Origin of the sequence: Rhizobium sp. P38BS-XIX (assembly GCF_012641435.1) — a bacterium.
In the GTDB taxonomy this organism is placed as follows: Bacteria; Pseudomonadota; Alphaproteobacteria; order Rhizobiales; family Rhizobiaceae; genus Rhizobium.
The window spans coordinates 242,451-257,482 of sequence record NZ_JABAIJ010000007.1; the positions used below are offsets into that span (position 1 = coordinate 242,451).

Sequence of the window (15,032 nt, forward strand, 5' to 3'; positions counted from 1 at the left end):
GAATTGAGATTTTGACAGGCATTTCTGAAAGGAAGATAAGCATGTCTGCCGCTACGGACAGCAATCTTTTTCAAAAACTCGGATTGAAGTATCCGCTGATCGTCGCTCCTATGGCCGGAGGACCTTCGTCGGTCGATCTCGTCGCGGCTGCCTCGACTGCTGGAGCGCTCGGCGCCATGGGAGGCGCCTACTCTTCCGCCACTGCGATCGAAACCTTTGTGAACGCGGTGCGCGACCGCACCGATAAACCATTTTCGATCAACCTCTTCATTCCTCATTCCATACCCGAGGTCGCGCAGGAGCCGCTTGCCCGGGCGACGCAGGCAACGGCACGATACCGCACCGAGCTTGAGTTGCCGGCACCGCAGCTCGCTCCGCCCTACGAGGAGGATTTCGATAGCCAGTTCGAGGCCGTGTTGCGTCTCAAGCCGGCCTGCTTCAGCTTCGTCTTCGGGCTGTTGTCTTCGGATCATGTCAGTGCTGCAAAGAAGGCGGATATTCCGTTGATCGGAACGGCAACGACCTTTGAAGAGGCGAAGGCGCTTGAAGATAGCGGCGTCGATGCCGTCACTCTGCAAGGCTTTGAGGCCGGCGGCCATCGCGGCATTTTCGATGCGCATGCAGACGATCCGAAAATCGGTCTTCGCGAACTTCTGGCGCAGTGTGCCGGCAAGCTTGGCGTGCCGCTGATCGCAGCCGGCGGGATCATGACGGCGGCCGATGTCCGCGCGGCGTTGCAGGCTGGCGCGCAGGCCGTGCAAATGGGCACGGCTTTCCTGGTCTCAACCGAAGCCGGGACATCCGCGCCCTATCGCAAGAAACTTCTGGAAGCACCGGAGCGCAAGACGCGGACGACGCGGGCGTTCTCTGGCCGCTTCGCCCGCGGGATCGAAAATCGCTTCATGGATGAGATGGAAGGGAAGGCGGACGCCATTCTTCCTTTCCCGGCGCAAAACAAGTTCACGCGAGACATGCGCGGCGCATCCACTGCGAAGGGATCACCGGATTTTCTCTCGCTCTGGGCCGGAACCGGCAAGGGCGAGCTTTGGCAGGGAAGCACTGCCGCTCTGATCGAACGTCTCTTCGAAGCTTGATCTCTCAAACGCAAAGGAGCCGGCAAGCCGGCTCCAATTCATGTCGACAGGACAATATCCGTCGAGATTATTCCATGCCAAGCGCGGCCATATAGGTCTGCAGGATGGATTCCTCTTCCAGACGCTCATTCGCGTCCTTCTTGCGAAGGCGGATAATGGTACGGATCGCCTTGGTGTCGTAGCCACGGCCCTTGGCTTCCCCCATGACATCCTTGATGTCCGAGCCAATTGCAGCCTTTTCTTCCTCAAGACGCTCGATGCGCTCGATGAATTGACGCAGTTCCGCGGCGGCCACGTTCTCGACGCTGTTTTCTTCCATGCACTTCTCCTAAAGGGTCTCAAAGGGTCGCTTGCCGCCGGTCGCAGGTGAGATCGGTGGATCACCGATATGGCACCTCGCTTCAGGACCAGCGCGGGATTTCAAGTTCGATCGGGCAGTTGACGTGCCGCGAATGGCGCGCAAGGTCAAGCCGGATTGGTGAAGGGAGCGTTAATCTTTCGGCTTGTTCTGCTCGAAAGCGGCTTTTTGCACAGGCGAAGCTTCCTTCTGATGCAGGTTTTTCCATTCCTCGTAGGGCATGCCGTAGACGATCTCGCGGGATTCGTCCTTGCTGACTTCAAGGCCAGCCTCCTCTGCCGCCTCGCGATACCAGTTGGACAAGCAGTTGCGGCAGAAACCGGCAAGGTTCATCATGTCGATGTTCTGCACGTCGTTGCGCTCGCGCAGATGCGCCAGGAGATGGCGGAATGCGGCGGCCTCAAGCTCCGTCTGCTGTTGCTTGCTAAGTGCGGTCATCTCGTTTCTCCTTAATTCGCTCTCCGGATCAGCCTTCATAGGGGCCGGTTCGTGACGGATAGCGCTTATATTCGTGCATCATCGGATCGGCATTGATATCGGCGAAGATCGGCGCCAGCCGATCGGCCCATTCGATGACGCCTGCCTCGTCGCCGATCAGGTCCTGTCTAACCTCGATCAGCGCATGCGCGATGCCATTCATCATGCAATGGCGGTACATGGTGTCGTTGCGCAAGGCGCCGTCGTAAGGCTCGTTGTCACCGATCACCAAATCGGTATCCACACCCAGTTTTGCAAGAAGCGGCACGACGGCGCGCTCGTCGCTGTCCCAGAGCACGCTTGCGTGCCAAGGTCTGGCGACACCTTTCCAGGCCGGCGTGAAAGAATGCATCGACAGCACCAGCGGTGCCTTACCTGTCGCTGCGGCCACCGAAGCGATCATCTCGTCGACGGCGCGGTGGTAGGGCCGATGGAAGGTCTCGATGCGGTAGTTCCACTCGTCGTCCGTGATCGGATGATTGCCCGGAATGATCGCGCCATCGGAGATCTTCATAATCAGCGTGGGGTCGTCCTCGCCGCGGTTCGGATCGATCAGCAGGCGGGAAAAGCCACCCAAGACGCCGGGAACGCCCAGCTTCCGGCAAAGATGCCGGCAGAGGCTCTCGATGCCGATGTCATAGGCGATATGCCGCGAAAAAGCAGTTTCCGGCAGGCCCAGGCTGCCATAGCGCTCCGGCAGGAGCCGCATGGCGTGGTCGCCGAGGATGACCATCCCTTTGTCATGATTGCCGGATATGGTCTCGAAAGATCTGAAGTCGGTCATATGGATTGTCGATTATTGAATTTTCAACTCTTTGTTTGATTGCATGCGCGGATGGAAGGTGCAAGGTTCGCAGCTTCGATCGGGCAAAGAGCGGCGTTAGACGCCGTCACCATCCCGTGAAGAAAATATAATCGATTAGAGTTGCGTTGACATTCATGGGATGGCGGCGCAAGAAGACGCAAAGACGAATAACTGGGAGCCAATTGGAAGCCGTGTCCAGCCAAGTCGCACCACGTTTCGTTAAGCGGTCAAATCCGCTCACCCGAATCGCATTTCTTATTCTTGTTGTGGCAGCGCCGTTTTTGTTCATGCCGAAGGCGGCTCACGCGGATTTCCGAACGTGTAACGGCACTCAAAACCTTGTGGGCGTGGCCATAGGCTATCGCGCCAAGGAAGGCTGGGTGACCGAAGGCTGGTGGCAGATTCCCGCCAATACCTGCGCAACATTGATCGAGGGGCCGCTTCAATCCCGTTATTATTATCTCTACGCAGAGGATGCGGCCCGCGGCGGTCGCTGGACGGGTGACGTCGAAATGTGCGTGGCGGAAAATGAATTCAAAATCCCAGGCGTGAAGGATTGCTACGCTCGTGGCTATCAGAAGATGGGATTCAAGGAATACGACACGGGGCGTCAGGCGAGCTGGATGGTTCAGCTTTCCGATACCCCGGGCAGCCAAGAAAGCCAGAATTGATGAGACGAAACAGAAAAGTCAAAATCCTCGCAACGCTCGGTCCGGCCTCCTCTTCGGAGGAGATGATTCAGAAGCTTCATGAGGCCGGCGCAGACCTGTTCCGCATTAACATGAGCCACGCCAGCCATGATGTGATGCGCACGCTGATCCAGCGCATCCGCGCCGTTGAAAGCCGCTGTGGTCGGCCGATCGGCATCCTCGCCGACTTGCAGGGTCCCAAGCTGCGCGTCGGCAAGTTTGCTGAAACCAAGGTCGATCTCAAGCCTGGCCAGACCTTCACCCTCGACAACCAGGATATCCCTGGCGACAACACCCGCGTTTACCTGCCGCACCCGGAAATCCTGGAATCGGTTCAGCCTGGCCATCGTCTTCTGATCGATGACGGCAAGCTCGCCCTGCGTGCTGAAAAGTGCGACGGCAAGAGCATCGTCACGACCGTTATTTCGGGCACAAAGATTTCCGATCGCAAGGGCGTCAGCCTCCCCGACACACTGCTTGGCGTCGGCGCCCTCACGGAGAAGGACCGCGTCGATCTCGATGCCGTTCTCGCGACCAACGAAGTCGACTGGGTGGCTCTGTCCTTCATCCAGCGTCCCGAAGATTTGACGGAAGTTCGCAAGATTTCCCATGGCCGCGTCGGCCTGATGTCGAAGATCGAAAAGCCGCAAGCTGTCGAGCGCATCGAAGAGATCATCGAGCTTTCCGACGCGTTGATGGTTGCCCGCGGTGACCTTGGCGTCGAGATGCCGCTGGAATCCGTTCCCGGCATTCAGAAGCAGCTGATCCGCGCCTGCCGCCGCTCCGGCAAGCCGGTTGTCGTTGCCACGCAGATGCTGGAATCGATGATCTCCGCGCCGGTTCCGACCCGCGCCGAAGTGTCCGACGTCGCCACCGCCGTCTTCGAAGGCGCCGATGCCGTCATGCTGTCGGCCGAATCCGCTTCGGGCGACTATCCGGTCGAAGCCGTTTCGATGATGGCCTCCATCGCCGGCACGATCGAGCGTGAACCGCATTATCCGGGCATCATCTACGCCCAGCGCGCCCTTCCGGAAGCAACCGGTGCAGATGCGATTTCGCTCGCCGCTCGCCAGATCGCCGAAACCCTGAAGCTCGCTGCGATCGTCTGCTACACCTCGTCGGGCACGACGGGCATGCGCGCTTCTCGCGAGCGTCCGCAGGTTCCGATCCTGGCGCTGTCGCCGATCATCCAGACCGCACGCCGTCTGTCCGTTGTCTGGGGCTTGCACTGTGTGGTCACGCACGATGCGACCGACCTTGACGACATGGTCAACAATGCCTGCCGTATCGTTGCCGAAGAAGGCTTCGGCAAGCCGGGTGATCGCATCATCATTTCGGCTGGTGTTCCGCTCGGCACGCCGGGTGCAACCAACATGCTGCGCATTGCCTATATCGGTTCGGACGGCCAGTCCGGCGTGTGATTGCCGACATCTGAGTACGGCAGCACCTGATATATTCGAAACCCGCTGTCGAAAGACGGCGGGTTTTTTGTTGTAGCGGAAATGCCTGCGACCGCTCCCCCCAGGCAGGCGCATCGAGAAGGAGACATGCCAATGAAGGTCGGATTTATCGGATTGGGTCAGATGGGCAGCGCCATGGCCGTCAATCTCATCAAGGCGGGGCATGAGGTGACTGTCTACAATCGTTCGCGCGACAAGGCGGACGCTCTTGCCGGCGAAGGCGCGAAAGTGGCTGTCACCGTGGCGGAAGCCTGTGTCGGCGACGCCGTTTTCACCATGCTTGCCCATGACGATGCGCTGTCTGCCGTCGTGCACAGCGATGGTGGTGTCCTTGCGAGCCTCGGGAACGGCGCGGTTCATATTTCCGCCAGCACGATTAGCGTCGCCACCTCGGAGAGGCTTGCCAAGGAGCACGCGGACCTGGGTCAGCGTTTCGTGGCAGCACCGGTCTTTGGCCGGCCGGAAGCAGCAGCTGCGGCAAAGCTATTCGTGGTCGCGGCCGGTGCGCCGGATGCCGTCCAATCGGTCACGCCACTTTTCGACGCTATCGGTCAGCGCACCTTCGTGGTCGGCGAGGAGCCGAAAGCCGCCAATCTCGTCAAGCTCAGCGGCAATTTCCTGATCGCCGCCGTCATCGAGTCGCTCGGTGAGGCGATGGCGCTGGTGGAGAAGGGCGGCGTCGACCGTCATGCCTATCTCGAGCTGCTGACGTCGACGCTGTTCAGCGCGCCAATCTACAAGACCTATGGCGGCCTGATTGCCGATCGCAAGTTCAAGCCGGCCGGTTTCACCGCGCCGCTCGGCCAGAAGGACATTCGGCTGGCGCTGGCCGCCGGCGAGGCGCTTAACGTGCCGTTGCCGTTGGCAAGCCTGCTGCGTGACAGGTTCTTGACCCTGTTGGCGCATGGAGGCGACGAACTCGATTGGTCGGCCGTCGGCGCGCTGGCCGCGAAGGATGCCGGGTTGGCGGATTAATCTGCCGGCCGCGATGAGTTCCGTGGGCTTTGGCATCGGCAACGCTGCTTGCCAAAGCCTTGATTGCATGCAAGCTTTCCTGCCTCAAGGGGAGGGACTAATGCATCTGACCACGCTGCTTGCCTTCGCGGCCGTTTCCTTCATCGGTATCGCAACGCCCGGGCCAACCGTGCTGTTGGCGTTGACGAATGGCTCGCGCTTTGGCGTCAGGCGCGCCTTGCCGGGCATGGTGGGTGCGGTCCTTTCCGATGCGGTTCTGATCAGCGCGGTTGCCATCGGTCTCGGCGCGCTGCTGGCCGCTTCCGAATTCTGGTTCTCGGCGCTCAAATGGGTGGGCGCTGCCTATCTCGCTTTTCTGGGCATCATGATGCTGCGGTCGAAGGGGACGATCGACAGCGTCTTGCAGGCGAGCGGAAATCAGCCCCAAGGAACCGCCTTTTCCATCGGCCTCAAGAGCTTCATGGTCGCGGTCACCAATCCCAAGGGCTATCTTTTCTTTTCGGCTTTCTTGCCGCAGTTCCTCGAACCGGCCGCGCCGCAGCTGCAACAATATGTCGTTCTCGGCGCGATCTTCGCTTCGCTCGATTTCATGATCATGCTTGGTTATGCGGTCTTCGGTTCGCAGGCCGTTCGTGTGCTGAAATCGGAAGGCGCCAAATGGCTCGAGCGCGCCTGTGGCGGCGCGCTTTTGGCTCTTGCCGGCTCGTTGGCGTTTTACCGCCGCGCCGTCAATTGAATGAACTGCGGGTCAGAGCCGCCTCAAAGACGTCCTGGTCGACATTGCCGCCCGAGGTAACGACGATCACGCTATCGCCGTCGATGTCCTTTCCTTGGAAGAGCGCTGCAGCCAAGGCAACGGCGCCACCCGGCTCGACGACGATCTTCAATCGACTGAAGGCAAGCGCCATGGCCTTCTGTGCCTCCTCGTCGGAAACGACGAGACCGGGGCCGCAGAGGCGCTTCATGATCGGGAAGGTGATGTTACCCGGTTGCGGCGTGATGATGGCGTCGCAGATCGAGCCCTGCAGGGCAGCATTGCGTTCGATCTTGCCGGAGGCAAGAGAGCGTGTGGCGTCGTCGAAATCCTTGGGCTCGCATGGGCGCACTTTAAGGCCCGGCGCGCGGGATTCCAGCGCAAGTGCGATACCCGAAGAAAGGCCGCCGCCACCACAGGGCACGAGCACGCTCGCGGATTCAATGCCTTCCTCGGCAGCCTGCTCGGCGATTTCGAGGCCCGTTGTTCCCTGGCCGGCAATCACCTGTGGTTCGTCGAATGGCTTGATCAGCGTCAGGCCGCGCTCTTTGGAAAGGCGCGCGCCGATTTCATCGCGATCTTCCTTCCCGCGGTCGTAGAGCACGACCTCCGCGCCGAAGGCACGCGTGTTGGCGACTTTCAGCTTCGGCGCGTCCGTCGGCATGACGATGACCGAGGGGATGCCGTGCAGCTTTGCGGCCAAAGCCACGCCCTGCGCATGGTTGCCGGACGAGAAGGCGATGACGCCCTTGGCACGCACATCCGGTTCCAATGCCGAAACCGCCGACCAGCCGCCGCGAAACTTGAAGGAACCGGAATGCTGCAGGCACTCGGCCTTCACGAACAGACGACGCCCGGCAATCTCATCAAGAAAAGGGGAGGAGAGAAGCGGCGTGCGGCGCGCCCGACCGCCGAGGCGAGCGCGGGCGGCTTCGATCATTGCGATATCGACCATGGAGGGATCACTCTTTTGATTCAGAAAGACTTTCCATCCATAAAGCGCGCGTGGCACCTTTAAAACAAGGAGATTGTCTCCATGACACTTCAGGCCGGGCCGGGCAGTGAAAGATGCCCGACATTGTAGATCTGAAGGCCGGAACGTGTGGGATCTTCCGGCGCCTCGGCCAAGAGACGAAAACGCACGAAGGTCCAATGGGTCGGTTCGAATGCGACGATGGAGGCGAGCGCGTCGCCGCGAGATATGGCTTTGGCGGCGGCATCGCTTTCCTTAGCGCGAAGCTCGGTCAACGATGCGTTGATATCGATCGCGACGACCTCGCGCGCTGCGAATTTGGCGCTGCGGATATCCGCCGATGTCTCGGCATGCCAGGCGACCCATGTGTTGACCTGGGGGCGACCAAAGTTTTCAGTCAGCGCGGCAAAGCCGGGACCGCAGACGAAGTCGCTGAGGCCCTCCTCATCATGCCAGACGTAGAATGGCGCATAGAGGTTCTGGCTGCTCCCCGTCACCGGGTCGCCTTTTCTGGCCGTCAGATAGGCCTTGACCTTCAAGCCTGGGAGATTGTCGAGCAACGGACCCTTGTCGCGGATGCGGCGGTCGATGATCGCCATGTCGTAATCCGCGGGCAGGGGGAAATTATACTGCATGGCGATCATGGGGTCACTCCTCGATCCACGTTGCGACGCTGCCGTCCTGCGCCGCCTGGATGCTGATATAGGAAAAGGTGCTTTCCGCCGTCGCGCCATGCCGATGACGTTCGTTCGGCGCAAAGCTGATGCAATCGCCCGCCCGCAACTCCTCGGCCGATCCGCCGAAACGTTCGGCAAGTCCGACGCCGGACAGAACGTAGAGGATCTGTCCGTGCGGATGCGTGTGCCAGCGTGTCATGACGCCGGGCTCGAGAACGCAGCGCATCGCGTTGAGGCCGCCGTCGTCGTTGTTTTCGACGAGCGGTTCAACCCAGAAGGACGCGGTGGCGATGCCGGCCGGCGATTGCTGCGTATTGGCTCCGGCGCGATGGATGCCCGGCGATTGTAAAGATGTGGTCTGAGGCATCGCTCTCAGGCCTGCTCGATCATTTGCGCACGACCATCGGCGAAGGACCAGTCTTCGCGGGCTGCCGTCGTGATGGTGATCATGACGTCTTCGGGGCGCAGACCGGGCGCATCGGCAAGAAGCTCGACGGCGCGGCGATAGAAAGCCTTCTTGACCTCGGTGCTACGGGGCTTGCCGATCGTCACATCGAAAAAGACATAATCATCCGAGCGCGGGGTGCTCGTGAAATAGGTGCGATCGAAGACGAGCTCATGCGGCTCCAGCTGATGAATGGCCTGAAAGCGATCGGTCGGCGGAACGTCAAAGGTTTCGACCAGAGCGCGGTGGAAATTGTCCGACAGGGCCTTCAGGTATTCAGGCGACTTGCCGTGCAACAGTGTGATCCGGGTGAATGGCATTGCATGCTCCTGTTCGTGTTTGACTTGACGAGGACAGAATGCCAGCCGATAATCATCCTGAAAATCAGATAATTCTGGATCAATAGTTCAAAAAATGTGGATGGTTATCCGTGCGGAAAATTATCTTCGATCTTGATGTACTGCGCAGCTTCGTCACCGGAATGGACCTGGGCAGTTATGCCAAGGCAGCCGACAGGCTCGGTCGTTCGACCTCTGCGATCAGTGCCCAGCTCAAGAAGCTGGAGGAGCAGGCCGGCACGCCGATCTTCCGCAAGTCCGGTCGCGGATTGGCGCTCACCGAGGCCGGTGAGACGATGCTCGGTTATGCGCGTCGGCTGCTGGAGTTGAACGACGAAGCGGCCACGGCGCTGCATGGGACCGAACTGGAGGGCTGGGTGCGCCTGGGCCTGCAGGAGGATTTCGGCGAGACGCTTTTGCCGGAGGTACTCGGTCGTTTTGCGCGTGCGCATCCCAAAGTGCGCATCGAGGCTCGCGTTGTTCGCAATGCCGAGCTTGTGGAGCGTATCACGTCCGGCAAGCTGGATCTGGCGCTGGCCTGGAGCGATGGCTTTCGCACCGCCTATTGCGAGCGCGTTGCCGAAGTTCCGATGTGCTGGGTCGGGCCGGCAAATGGCGCGGTGCATTGGCACGCCGACAGCGGGGAAGCCTTGCCGATGGCCTCGCTCGAGGCGCCCTGTCTCCTGCGAACGATCGCGACAAGGATACTTGATCGTTCCGGCATCGGCTGGCGTATCTCGTTCGTCAGCCCGAGTTTGGGCGGTCTATGGGCGGCGACTGCTGCGGGCCTCGGGCTTGCGATCCGAACGCCCATCGGCCTGCCCGACAAGGTGCGGCAATTGACGCCAGGAGAAGCGGGTTTGCCTGCCCTGCCGACACTCGATCTGGTGCTTCATCGCGCCGAGGCAGAGGGAAGCCCGGCAACGGCGAGGCTTGCCTCGATCATCCTGCAGGCCGTGCGGCAAACCGTCGATGGCATTCCGCAGGGTCGGACGTTCGAGGATGCACCGGCTTACGACGTCGTCACGGCGTGAGACGTCGAGACCGGCTGTGACACAGCACTTCCAAGGTCGGCGATGCGGATTTCGGCGCTGGCGGCAAGCATCTGCAAGTCGCGCGGCTCTCCTGCCAGTCGCTCCATCGCGGCGATCACCACATCGGTCGTGACATAATCCGGCTTGTGACCAAGGTTGTGGATGGTCACGAGTTCGGCGCCGGCGATATCCCGCGCCAGACCACGGGAATGCAGTTCTTCCAGTACGATATCATCGCTGTCGCCGGTGATGATGATGGTAGGAGCCGTGATCTCGCGATAGCGCGGCGCTTGCGCCGAGACGTAGGCAAGCAAATTTACCACATCGGCGGCGTTGTTGCGGAAAGTGTGCGGCCGCAGCACCAGTTCCGGCGCCGTCTTCGCTATGTAGTCGGCTGGCCGCTTGTTCGGGTGGAAGATGCTGAGCGTGCTGCGCTCGACCCTCCGCAACCCGATCGGCATGACGAGCAGATGTGTGAAGAGCCATCCCAGAACCGGCATGGCCGCGAGGGTATAATACCAGTCGACGCCGCCGGTCCACGGGTGAGTCGCCGGTGAGAGAAAGAGCAACCCCTCGGTTTTTTCAGGGTGCCTCATGCCGAAGGCAGCAGCGATCGCGCCGCCAAAGGAGTGCCCGATAATGATGGCACTCTCGATGCCGCGCTTGTCCATGAGCTTTGCGATCGCGTCGGCCTGGCCGGAGGGGAAAGCGTTTTCCGTGGTCCCACGTTCGGAGTAGCCATGACCGGGCCGGTCGACGAACAGCATTTCGGCGCGGCCGCTCAAAGGTCCGGCAAATGCCTCGAACTGATCGCGCAGATTGCCGCTCGCGCCGTGGATAAAAACGAGCGGTGGAAGATCTGATGTTGCCGGGCGTGGCAGGTGCAGCGCGTTGATGCGGTAACCACCGATATCGGTCAGCTCGCCGATATTGGGATAGGCGCGCTCGATCGCGCCGGTCTTGTAGATCGAAAAAGCGGCAGCGGCGACAAGTACCAGGAGGATGAGGGCGAACAGAAGATCAATCATTGCAGCACGGAGTAAATATCGTAAAGCGCTAATCTAGTGCGATATTGCCGCTTTTCATCCCCCTCTATTGAGGGTTCCCTGCTTCAACTGGATTGAAGCAGGTTGATCAGGTGCGGCTGCCGGCGACCTTCTCCAAAAGCTTGCCTTCTTCTTCCTGCGCCGAGCGGTTTGCAGGATAGATGTCCAGGAAACGTTCCCAGGCCTTCATCGCAAGCTGATCGTTGCCACGGTCGGTCAGGATGGCGGCCATTCCGGCCAGCGCGCCGAAATGGCGCGGCTCGATGCGCAGGACCTGGTTGATGTCCTCCATCGATTTGCGGTAGTCGCCGATGGCGTAATTAAGCGTGGCACGCCGGTTCCAGCCTTCCGGATAATCTGGCTTCAGGGAAATCACCTGGTCCAGATAATCCATGGCAGCGGCATTGTGCTTCTCCTGAATGGCCTTGTCGGCCCATTGCATCAGGAGATTGATCGTGGCGCTGCCGGAATCGCTGAGCTGGCTGTTGATCTGCTCCGCAATCAGGTTTGCCTGATCGGGATCGCGCTGACGCTTCAGCGCGGTAAACAGATTGTCGAGCTGCTGCTTGGGCGAAAGGCTGCCAGAGGAATCGCCAGGCTCTTGTTGCTTGACAATGCTGTTCGCATCATCCGCCATCGCGACTTGCGGCGCAACGACACTCAAGGCAACCAGAATCGGTAGGGCAAAATATGACAAAGCTAAAACGCGCATGGCGGGCATAGTAGCCCGCCAATGTCGAAGATCAAAACCAAATTTGATGCGACCAACTAAAACTGAGCGCCGATCCATGCGATCGGAGCTGCGCGCGATATCAGCCCTGACGAGCCTTGTAGCGCGGGTTCAGCTTGTTGATGATGTAGATACGGCCCTTGCGGCGGACGAGACGGTTGTCACGATGGCGCGCCTTGAGCGACTTGAGCGAATTCTTGATCTTCATTTTTCTGATCCGCGATCTCTGAGGGGGAATGTCACATTCGCCCGGGTCTTTTAACAATCAAAAGCGCGCTCAGGGCGCGCTCTTTAGGGTGGGGAGCAAATACCCTGTCACCTGGGCCCTGTCAACCATGTCAGGGCCATTTTCCCACCAGTCTCAGTGGAGAAGCTGGGTAACGTGCCCCATCTTGCGGCCTGGCCGTGCTTCGGTCTTGCCATAGAGATGCACCAGCGTGTCGTCGCGGCGCAGCCATTCCGGCAGAGCCTCGATATCATCCCCGATCAGATTGGTCATGACACAATCCGAATGACGCAGGGGATTTCCGAGCGGCAAGCCGGCGACGGCGCGGATATGCTGCTCGAATTGCGAGATGACGCAGGCGGCCTCCGTCCAGTGGCCGGAGTTGTGGACGCGCGGCGCCATTTCATTGGCGATCAGGCTGCCATCGGCGAGCACGAAGAATTCGATGCCGATGACGCCGACATAGCCGAGCGCCGTCAAAATCTTTTCCGCAGCTTCCATGGCATCATTGGCCGTCTGCTCCGAAATGCTCGCGGGCACGGTCGATGTATGCAGGATGCCGTTGATGTGAATATTCTCCGCCGGATCGTAGCAGGCGACCGTGCCATCGGGGCTGCGCGCGGCGATGATCGACACTTCGCGCTCGAAGGACACGAAACTTTCGAGAATCAGCGGCACATTGCCCAACGCGACATATCCGTCTGTGGCGCTGTCAGTAGCCGAGCGATAAACACGCTGGCCTTTTCCGTCATACCCGAGACGGCGCGTCTTCAATACGCCCTGGCCGTCGAAATCGATGAGCGCCTTGTCAAGGTCCGCCTGGCTGTCGACGGCGTGGAACCGCGCAGTGGGGATTCCGCAGCCGTTGATGAACTGCTTCTCGATCAGCCGATCCTGCGCCATTTCCAATGCCTTCGGCGGAGGATAGACGGTTACCTGCGAGGCAAGCTCTTCGGCGGCCGACACCGGCACGTTTTCGAATTCATAGGTGACGACGTCGCAGCGCCTGGCCAGCTCAGCAAGGGCAGACGGGTCGTCATAGGAGGCGACGATCTGCTCGTTGGCGACCTGCGCTGCCGGGCAATCCTCCTGGGGCTCAAGGACAACAGTCCGGAAATTGAGCCGCGCGGCTGCCATGGCCAGCATGCGGCCAAGCTGACCGCCGCCGATGATGCCGATCGTTTTCGCGCTCATAGGTCGTCCATCGGATATTCGGCGACGGCAGCGCTCTGGCGCGCGCGCCACTCGTCGAGCCGATCGGCGATCTCTTCGTCGCCAAGCGCGAGGACTGCGGCGGCGAGAAGAGCGGCATTGACGGCGCCGGCCTTGCCGATCGCAAGCGTGCCGACCGGAATGCCTGCGGGCATCTGCACGATGGAGAGCAGGCTGTCCTGCCCCGAAAGGGCCCGCGACTGCACGGGGACCCCGAACACAGGCAGAGGTGTCATCGATGCGGCCATGCCCGGCAGATGTGCCGCGCCGCCGGCGCCAGCGATAATGACCTTGAAGCCTTCTTCCCTTGCGCCCTTGGCGAAATTCACCAACCTGTCCGGCGTGCGGTGTGCGGAAATGATGCGCGCATCATAGGTGATCTCAAGCGCTTCCAAAGTATCCGCGGCATTCTTCATGGTCTCCCAGTCGGACTGGCTTCCCATGATGATGGCGACAGGCGGTCTTTCGGTCATCATCGTTCCGGTGTGCTCCTCAGGCAATGATATCGGGGATGATCTGGTCTTCCAGCTTGGTCAGCTTGTCCTTGATGACGAGCTTCTTCTTTTTCATGCGCTGGATGCGAAGGGCGTCGCAGCCCGTCTCGATCATGGCATTGATCGCGGCATCATAATCCTCGTGTTCCTGACGCAACCGCGCCACGATCAGCCTGATTTCCGCCTGCTCCTGATCGGCCATACCCATTTCCCCAGCGTCTTGCGGAATCGTCTTCGCTCCGCCTTTTGAATCCCGCAAGCTCCTATCACCAAATAACGATAACGGGAAGTTTTCCTTCATCACGAATTTGCCGCCTATAGGCCACGTTTTCGCCTTCGACAAGGGTCGGTTCTTATGGCACACTGGGAGGGTTGACACCTAGAGCGCTGGCGAATGGATGGTCAGGGCTCTCAAAGAGGAAGGAAGGGTCATATGACAGTTCAAGCTCATCTTGAATCGCTCGAAAAGAAACATGTTGCTCTCGAGGAGGAGCTGCATGTTGCACAGACATCTCCCTCTATCAATGATACCGCGATTGCTGAAATCAAACGCAGGAAACTTCGCGTCAAGGACGAAATCCAACGTCTTCGTTCGTCTGTTCACTGACGAATAATCCAAAGATCAAAAGCCATCGATCCTGGCGGGCATGAAAAGGTCTTTAGGCTGTTGCCTTGACAGGGTCGATGAGCATTTCCGTTAAACAACGGATGCGCCAGCTTCAGAGCGTTAGCAGTCGAAGTTGGCGCAACTTTCCCTCAGGAAAGGCGCGGTGCAGGAGCGCCGGTTCTCATCTCAATTCCAGAATTGATCCAGCCATAAATTCAGCTTGTCGAAGCCGCGGCTGTTGACAGCGTAAATGCGTTTCGTGCCTTCGTTGGTCACGGAAACGAGATTGCTGTCGAGCAAGGCCTTGAGATGCTGCGAAACAGCCGGGCGGCTGATCGGCAGGCCCTGCGCGAGTTCATTGACCGTTTTGGGGGCGCGTCGCAACTCTTCCAGCAGATGGCGCCGGTTCGGATCCGCGATGGCTGCGAAGGGGTCCATGGTCGACATGGGAAAAGGCTACGTCAAACGTCAGAGTGCGGCAAGTTAATTGTGCGCTGCATGATATATTGCCGCCTGTCCAAAGATGGTCTCACAATGGGACATGCCTCATCCTCGCGAGGGCAGTTTCGGCAACTGCCCCTTGTCAGAGCGGACTAACGGATTTACTCACAAATATCGAACCGGTGCGTCATCGCTGA

Annotated in this window: 20 protein-coding genes and 1 pseudogene; 7 read left to right on the top strand and 14 right to left on the bottom strand. The window is 59.8% G+C overall.

All coding sequences use genetic code 11. The annotated features are described in order from the left end of the window. The first annotated feature begins 41 nt into the window (after positions 1–41). Positions 42–1,094: a nitronate monooxygenase gene (locus HGP17_RS22745; RefSeq protein WP_168812727.1), complete on the top strand. Its 1,053-nt coding sequence runs from the start codon at positions 42–44 to the stop codon at positions 1,092–1,094. A 67-nt stretch (positions 1,095–1,161) separates the two neighbouring features. On the opposite strand, the gene HGP17_RS22750 is transcribed toward HGP17_RS22745, so the two are convergent. The 3 genes and pseudogenes from HGP17_RS22750 to HGP17_RS22760 form a co-directional block, all read right to left on the bottom strand. Beyond that, complete coding sequence (locus HGP17_RS22750; protein ID WP_015341059.1) at positions 1,162–1,413, bottom strand: DUF2312 domain-containing protein; 252 nt, start codon at positions 1,411–1,413, stop codon at positions 1,162–1,164. Positions 1,414–1,584: 171 nt separating this feature from the next. Then, the gene (locus HGP17_RS22755) at positions 1,585–1,890 is read right to left on the bottom strand and encodes a DUF1244 domain-containing protein (protein ID WP_168812728.1); all 306 of its coding nucleotides are present in this window, start codon (positions 1,888–1,890) and stop codon (positions 1,585–1,587) included. Positions 1,891–1,918: 28 nt separating this feature from the next. After that, positions 1,919–2,753 (bottom strand): annotated as a pseudogene (locus HGP17_RS22760) (N-formylglutamate amidohydrolase). A 163-nt stretch (positions 2,754–2,916) separates the two neighbouring features. Here HGP17_RS22760 and HGP17_RS22765 point away from each other — a divergent pair. From HGP17_RS22765 to HGP17_RS22780, 4 genes are all read left to right on the top strand, one after another. After that, positions 2,917–3,405 carry a DUF1036 domain-containing protein gene (locus tag HGP17_RS22765; RefSeq protein WP_168812891.1) on the top strand — a complete coding sequence of 163 codons (489 nt, stop codon included), beginning with the start codon at positions 2,917–2,919 and terminating at the stop codon, positions 3,403–3,405. Continuing rightward, a complete protein-coding gene (gene pyk, locus HGP17_RS22770; RefSeq protein WP_168812730.1) occupies positions 3,405–4,844 on the top strand; it encodes a pyruvate kinase in 1,440 nt (479 codons plus the stop codon). Before HGP17_RS22765 ends, pyk begins: the two co-directional genes overlap by 1 nt. A 132-nt stretch (positions 4,845–4,976) precedes the next feature. After that, a complete protein-coding gene (locus HGP17_RS22775) occupies positions 4,977–5,858 on the top strand; it encodes an NAD(P)-dependent oxidoreductase (protein WP_168812731.1) in 882 nt (293 codons plus the stop codon). Positions 5,859–5,958: 100 nt separating this feature from the next. Then, positions 5,959–6,594, top strand: coding sequence for a LysE family translocator (locus HGP17_RS22780; RefSeq protein ID WP_168812732.1), 636 nt, complete (start codon positions 5,959–5,961; stop codon positions 6,592–6,594). On the opposite strand, the gene HGP17_RS22785 is transcribed toward HGP17_RS22780, so the two are convergent. The 4 genes from HGP17_RS22785 to HGP17_RS22800 all read right to left on the bottom strand — a co-directional run bounded on the left by HGP17_RS22785 (position 6,587) and on the right by HGP17_RS22800 (position 9,027). Continuing rightward, positions 6,587–7,567, bottom strand: coding sequence for a threonine/serine dehydratase (locus tag HGP17_RS22785; RefSeq protein ID WP_168812733.1), 981 nt, complete (start codon positions 7,565–7,567; stop codon positions 6,587–6,589). The two genes, HGP17_RS22780 and HGP17_RS22785, sit on opposite strands and share 8 nt — an antisense overlap. An 89-nt stretch (positions 7,568–7,656) precedes the next feature. Continuing rightward, complete coding sequence (locus HGP17_RS22790; protein ID WP_168812734.1) at positions 7,657–8,229, bottom strand: DUF4865 family protein; 573 nt, start codon at positions 8,227–8,229, stop codon at positions 7,657–7,659. Between the two features lie 4 nt (positions 8,230–8,233). Beyond that, a complete protein-coding gene (locus HGP17_RS22795) occupies positions 8,234–8,629 on the bottom strand; it encodes a cupin domain-containing protein (protein ID WP_168812735.1) in 396 nt (131 codons plus the stop codon). A gap of 5 nt (positions 8,630–8,634) precedes the next feature. Next, positions 8,635–9,027, bottom strand: a complete 393-nt coding sequence (locus tag HGP17_RS22800) for a tautomerase family protein (protein WP_168812736.1) — start codon at positions 9,025–9,027, stop codon at positions 8,635–8,637. 110 nt (positions 9,028–9,137) lie between these two features. Here HGP17_RS22800 and HGP17_RS22805 point away from each other — a divergent pair, with 110 nt between their 5' ends. Continuing rightward, positions 9,138–10,079 (top strand): LysR substrate-binding domain-containing protein, encoded by a 942-nt coding sequence (locus HGP17_RS22805; protein ID WP_168812737.1) that lies wholly within the window; start codon positions 9,138–9,140, stop codon positions 10,077–10,079. On the opposite strand, the gene HGP17_RS22810 is transcribed toward HGP17_RS22805, so the two are convergent. The 6 genes from HGP17_RS22810 to HGP17_RS22835 form a co-directional block, all read right to left on the bottom strand. After that, positions 10,058–11,107 (bottom strand): alpha/beta hydrolase, encoded by a 1,050-nt coding sequence (locus HGP17_RS22810; RefSeq protein WP_168812738.1) that lies wholly within the window; start codon positions 11,105–11,107, stop codon positions 10,058–10,060. The two genes, HGP17_RS22805 and HGP17_RS22810, sit on opposite strands and share 22 nt — an antisense overlap. Positions 11,108–11,213: 106 nt before the next feature. Further along, complete coding sequence (locus tag HGP17_RS22815) at positions 11,214–11,846, bottom strand: hypothetical protein (protein WP_168812739.1); 633 nt, start codon at positions 11,844–11,846, stop codon at positions 11,214–11,216. 91 nt (positions 11,847–11,937) lie between these two features. Further along, positions 11,938–12,063 carry a type B 50S ribosomal protein L36 gene (gene ykgO / locus HGP17_RS22820; RefSeq protein WP_003582204.1) on the bottom strand — a complete coding sequence of 42 codons (126 nt, stop codon included), beginning with the start codon at positions 12,061–12,063 and terminating at the stop codon, positions 11,938–11,940. Positions 12,064–12,216: 153 nt separating this feature from the next. After that, positions 12,217–13,275: a 5-(carboxyamino)imidazole ribonucleotide synthase gene (locus HGP17_RS22825; protein WP_168812740.1), complete on the bottom strand. Its 1,059-nt coding sequence runs from the start codon at positions 13,273–13,275 to the stop codon at positions 12,217–12,219. Beyond that, positions 13,272–13,766, bottom strand: a complete 495-nt coding sequence (gene purE / locus HGP17_RS22830) for a 5-(carboxyamino)imidazole ribonucleotide mutase (RefSeq protein ID WP_168812892.1) — start codon at positions 13,764–13,766, stop codon at positions 13,272–13,274. Before purE ends, HGP17_RS22825 begins: the two co-directional genes overlap by 4 nt. 19 nt (positions 13,767–13,785) lie before the next feature. Then, positions 13,786–13,989 carry a DUF465 domain-containing protein gene (locus tag HGP17_RS22835; protein WP_015341042.1) on the bottom strand — a complete coding sequence of 68 codons (204 nt, stop codon included), beginning with the start codon at positions 13,987–13,989 and terminating at the stop codon, positions 13,786–13,788. A gap of 231 nt (positions 13,990–14,220) precedes the next feature. Between HGP17_RS22835 and HGP17_RS22840 the strand changes: the two genes are divergently transcribed. After that, positions 14,221–14,394 carry a DUF465 domain-containing protein gene (locus HGP17_RS22840; protein WP_168812741.1) on the top strand — a complete coding sequence of 58 codons (174 nt, stop codon included), beginning with the start codon at positions 14,221–14,223 and terminating at the stop codon, positions 14,392–14,394. Between the two features lie 186 nt (positions 14,395–14,580). Here the strand turns inward: HGP17_RS22840 and HGP17_RS22845 are convergent, their stop codons facing one another. Continuing rightward, positions 14,581–14,841 carry a metalloregulator ArsR/SmtB family transcription factor gene (locus HGP17_RS22845; RefSeq protein ID WP_168812742.1) on the bottom strand — a complete coding sequence of 87 codons (261 nt, stop codon included), beginning with the start codon at positions 14,839–14,841 and terminating at the stop codon, positions 14,581–14,583. Between the last annotated feature and the right edge of the window lie 191 nt (positions 14,842–15,032).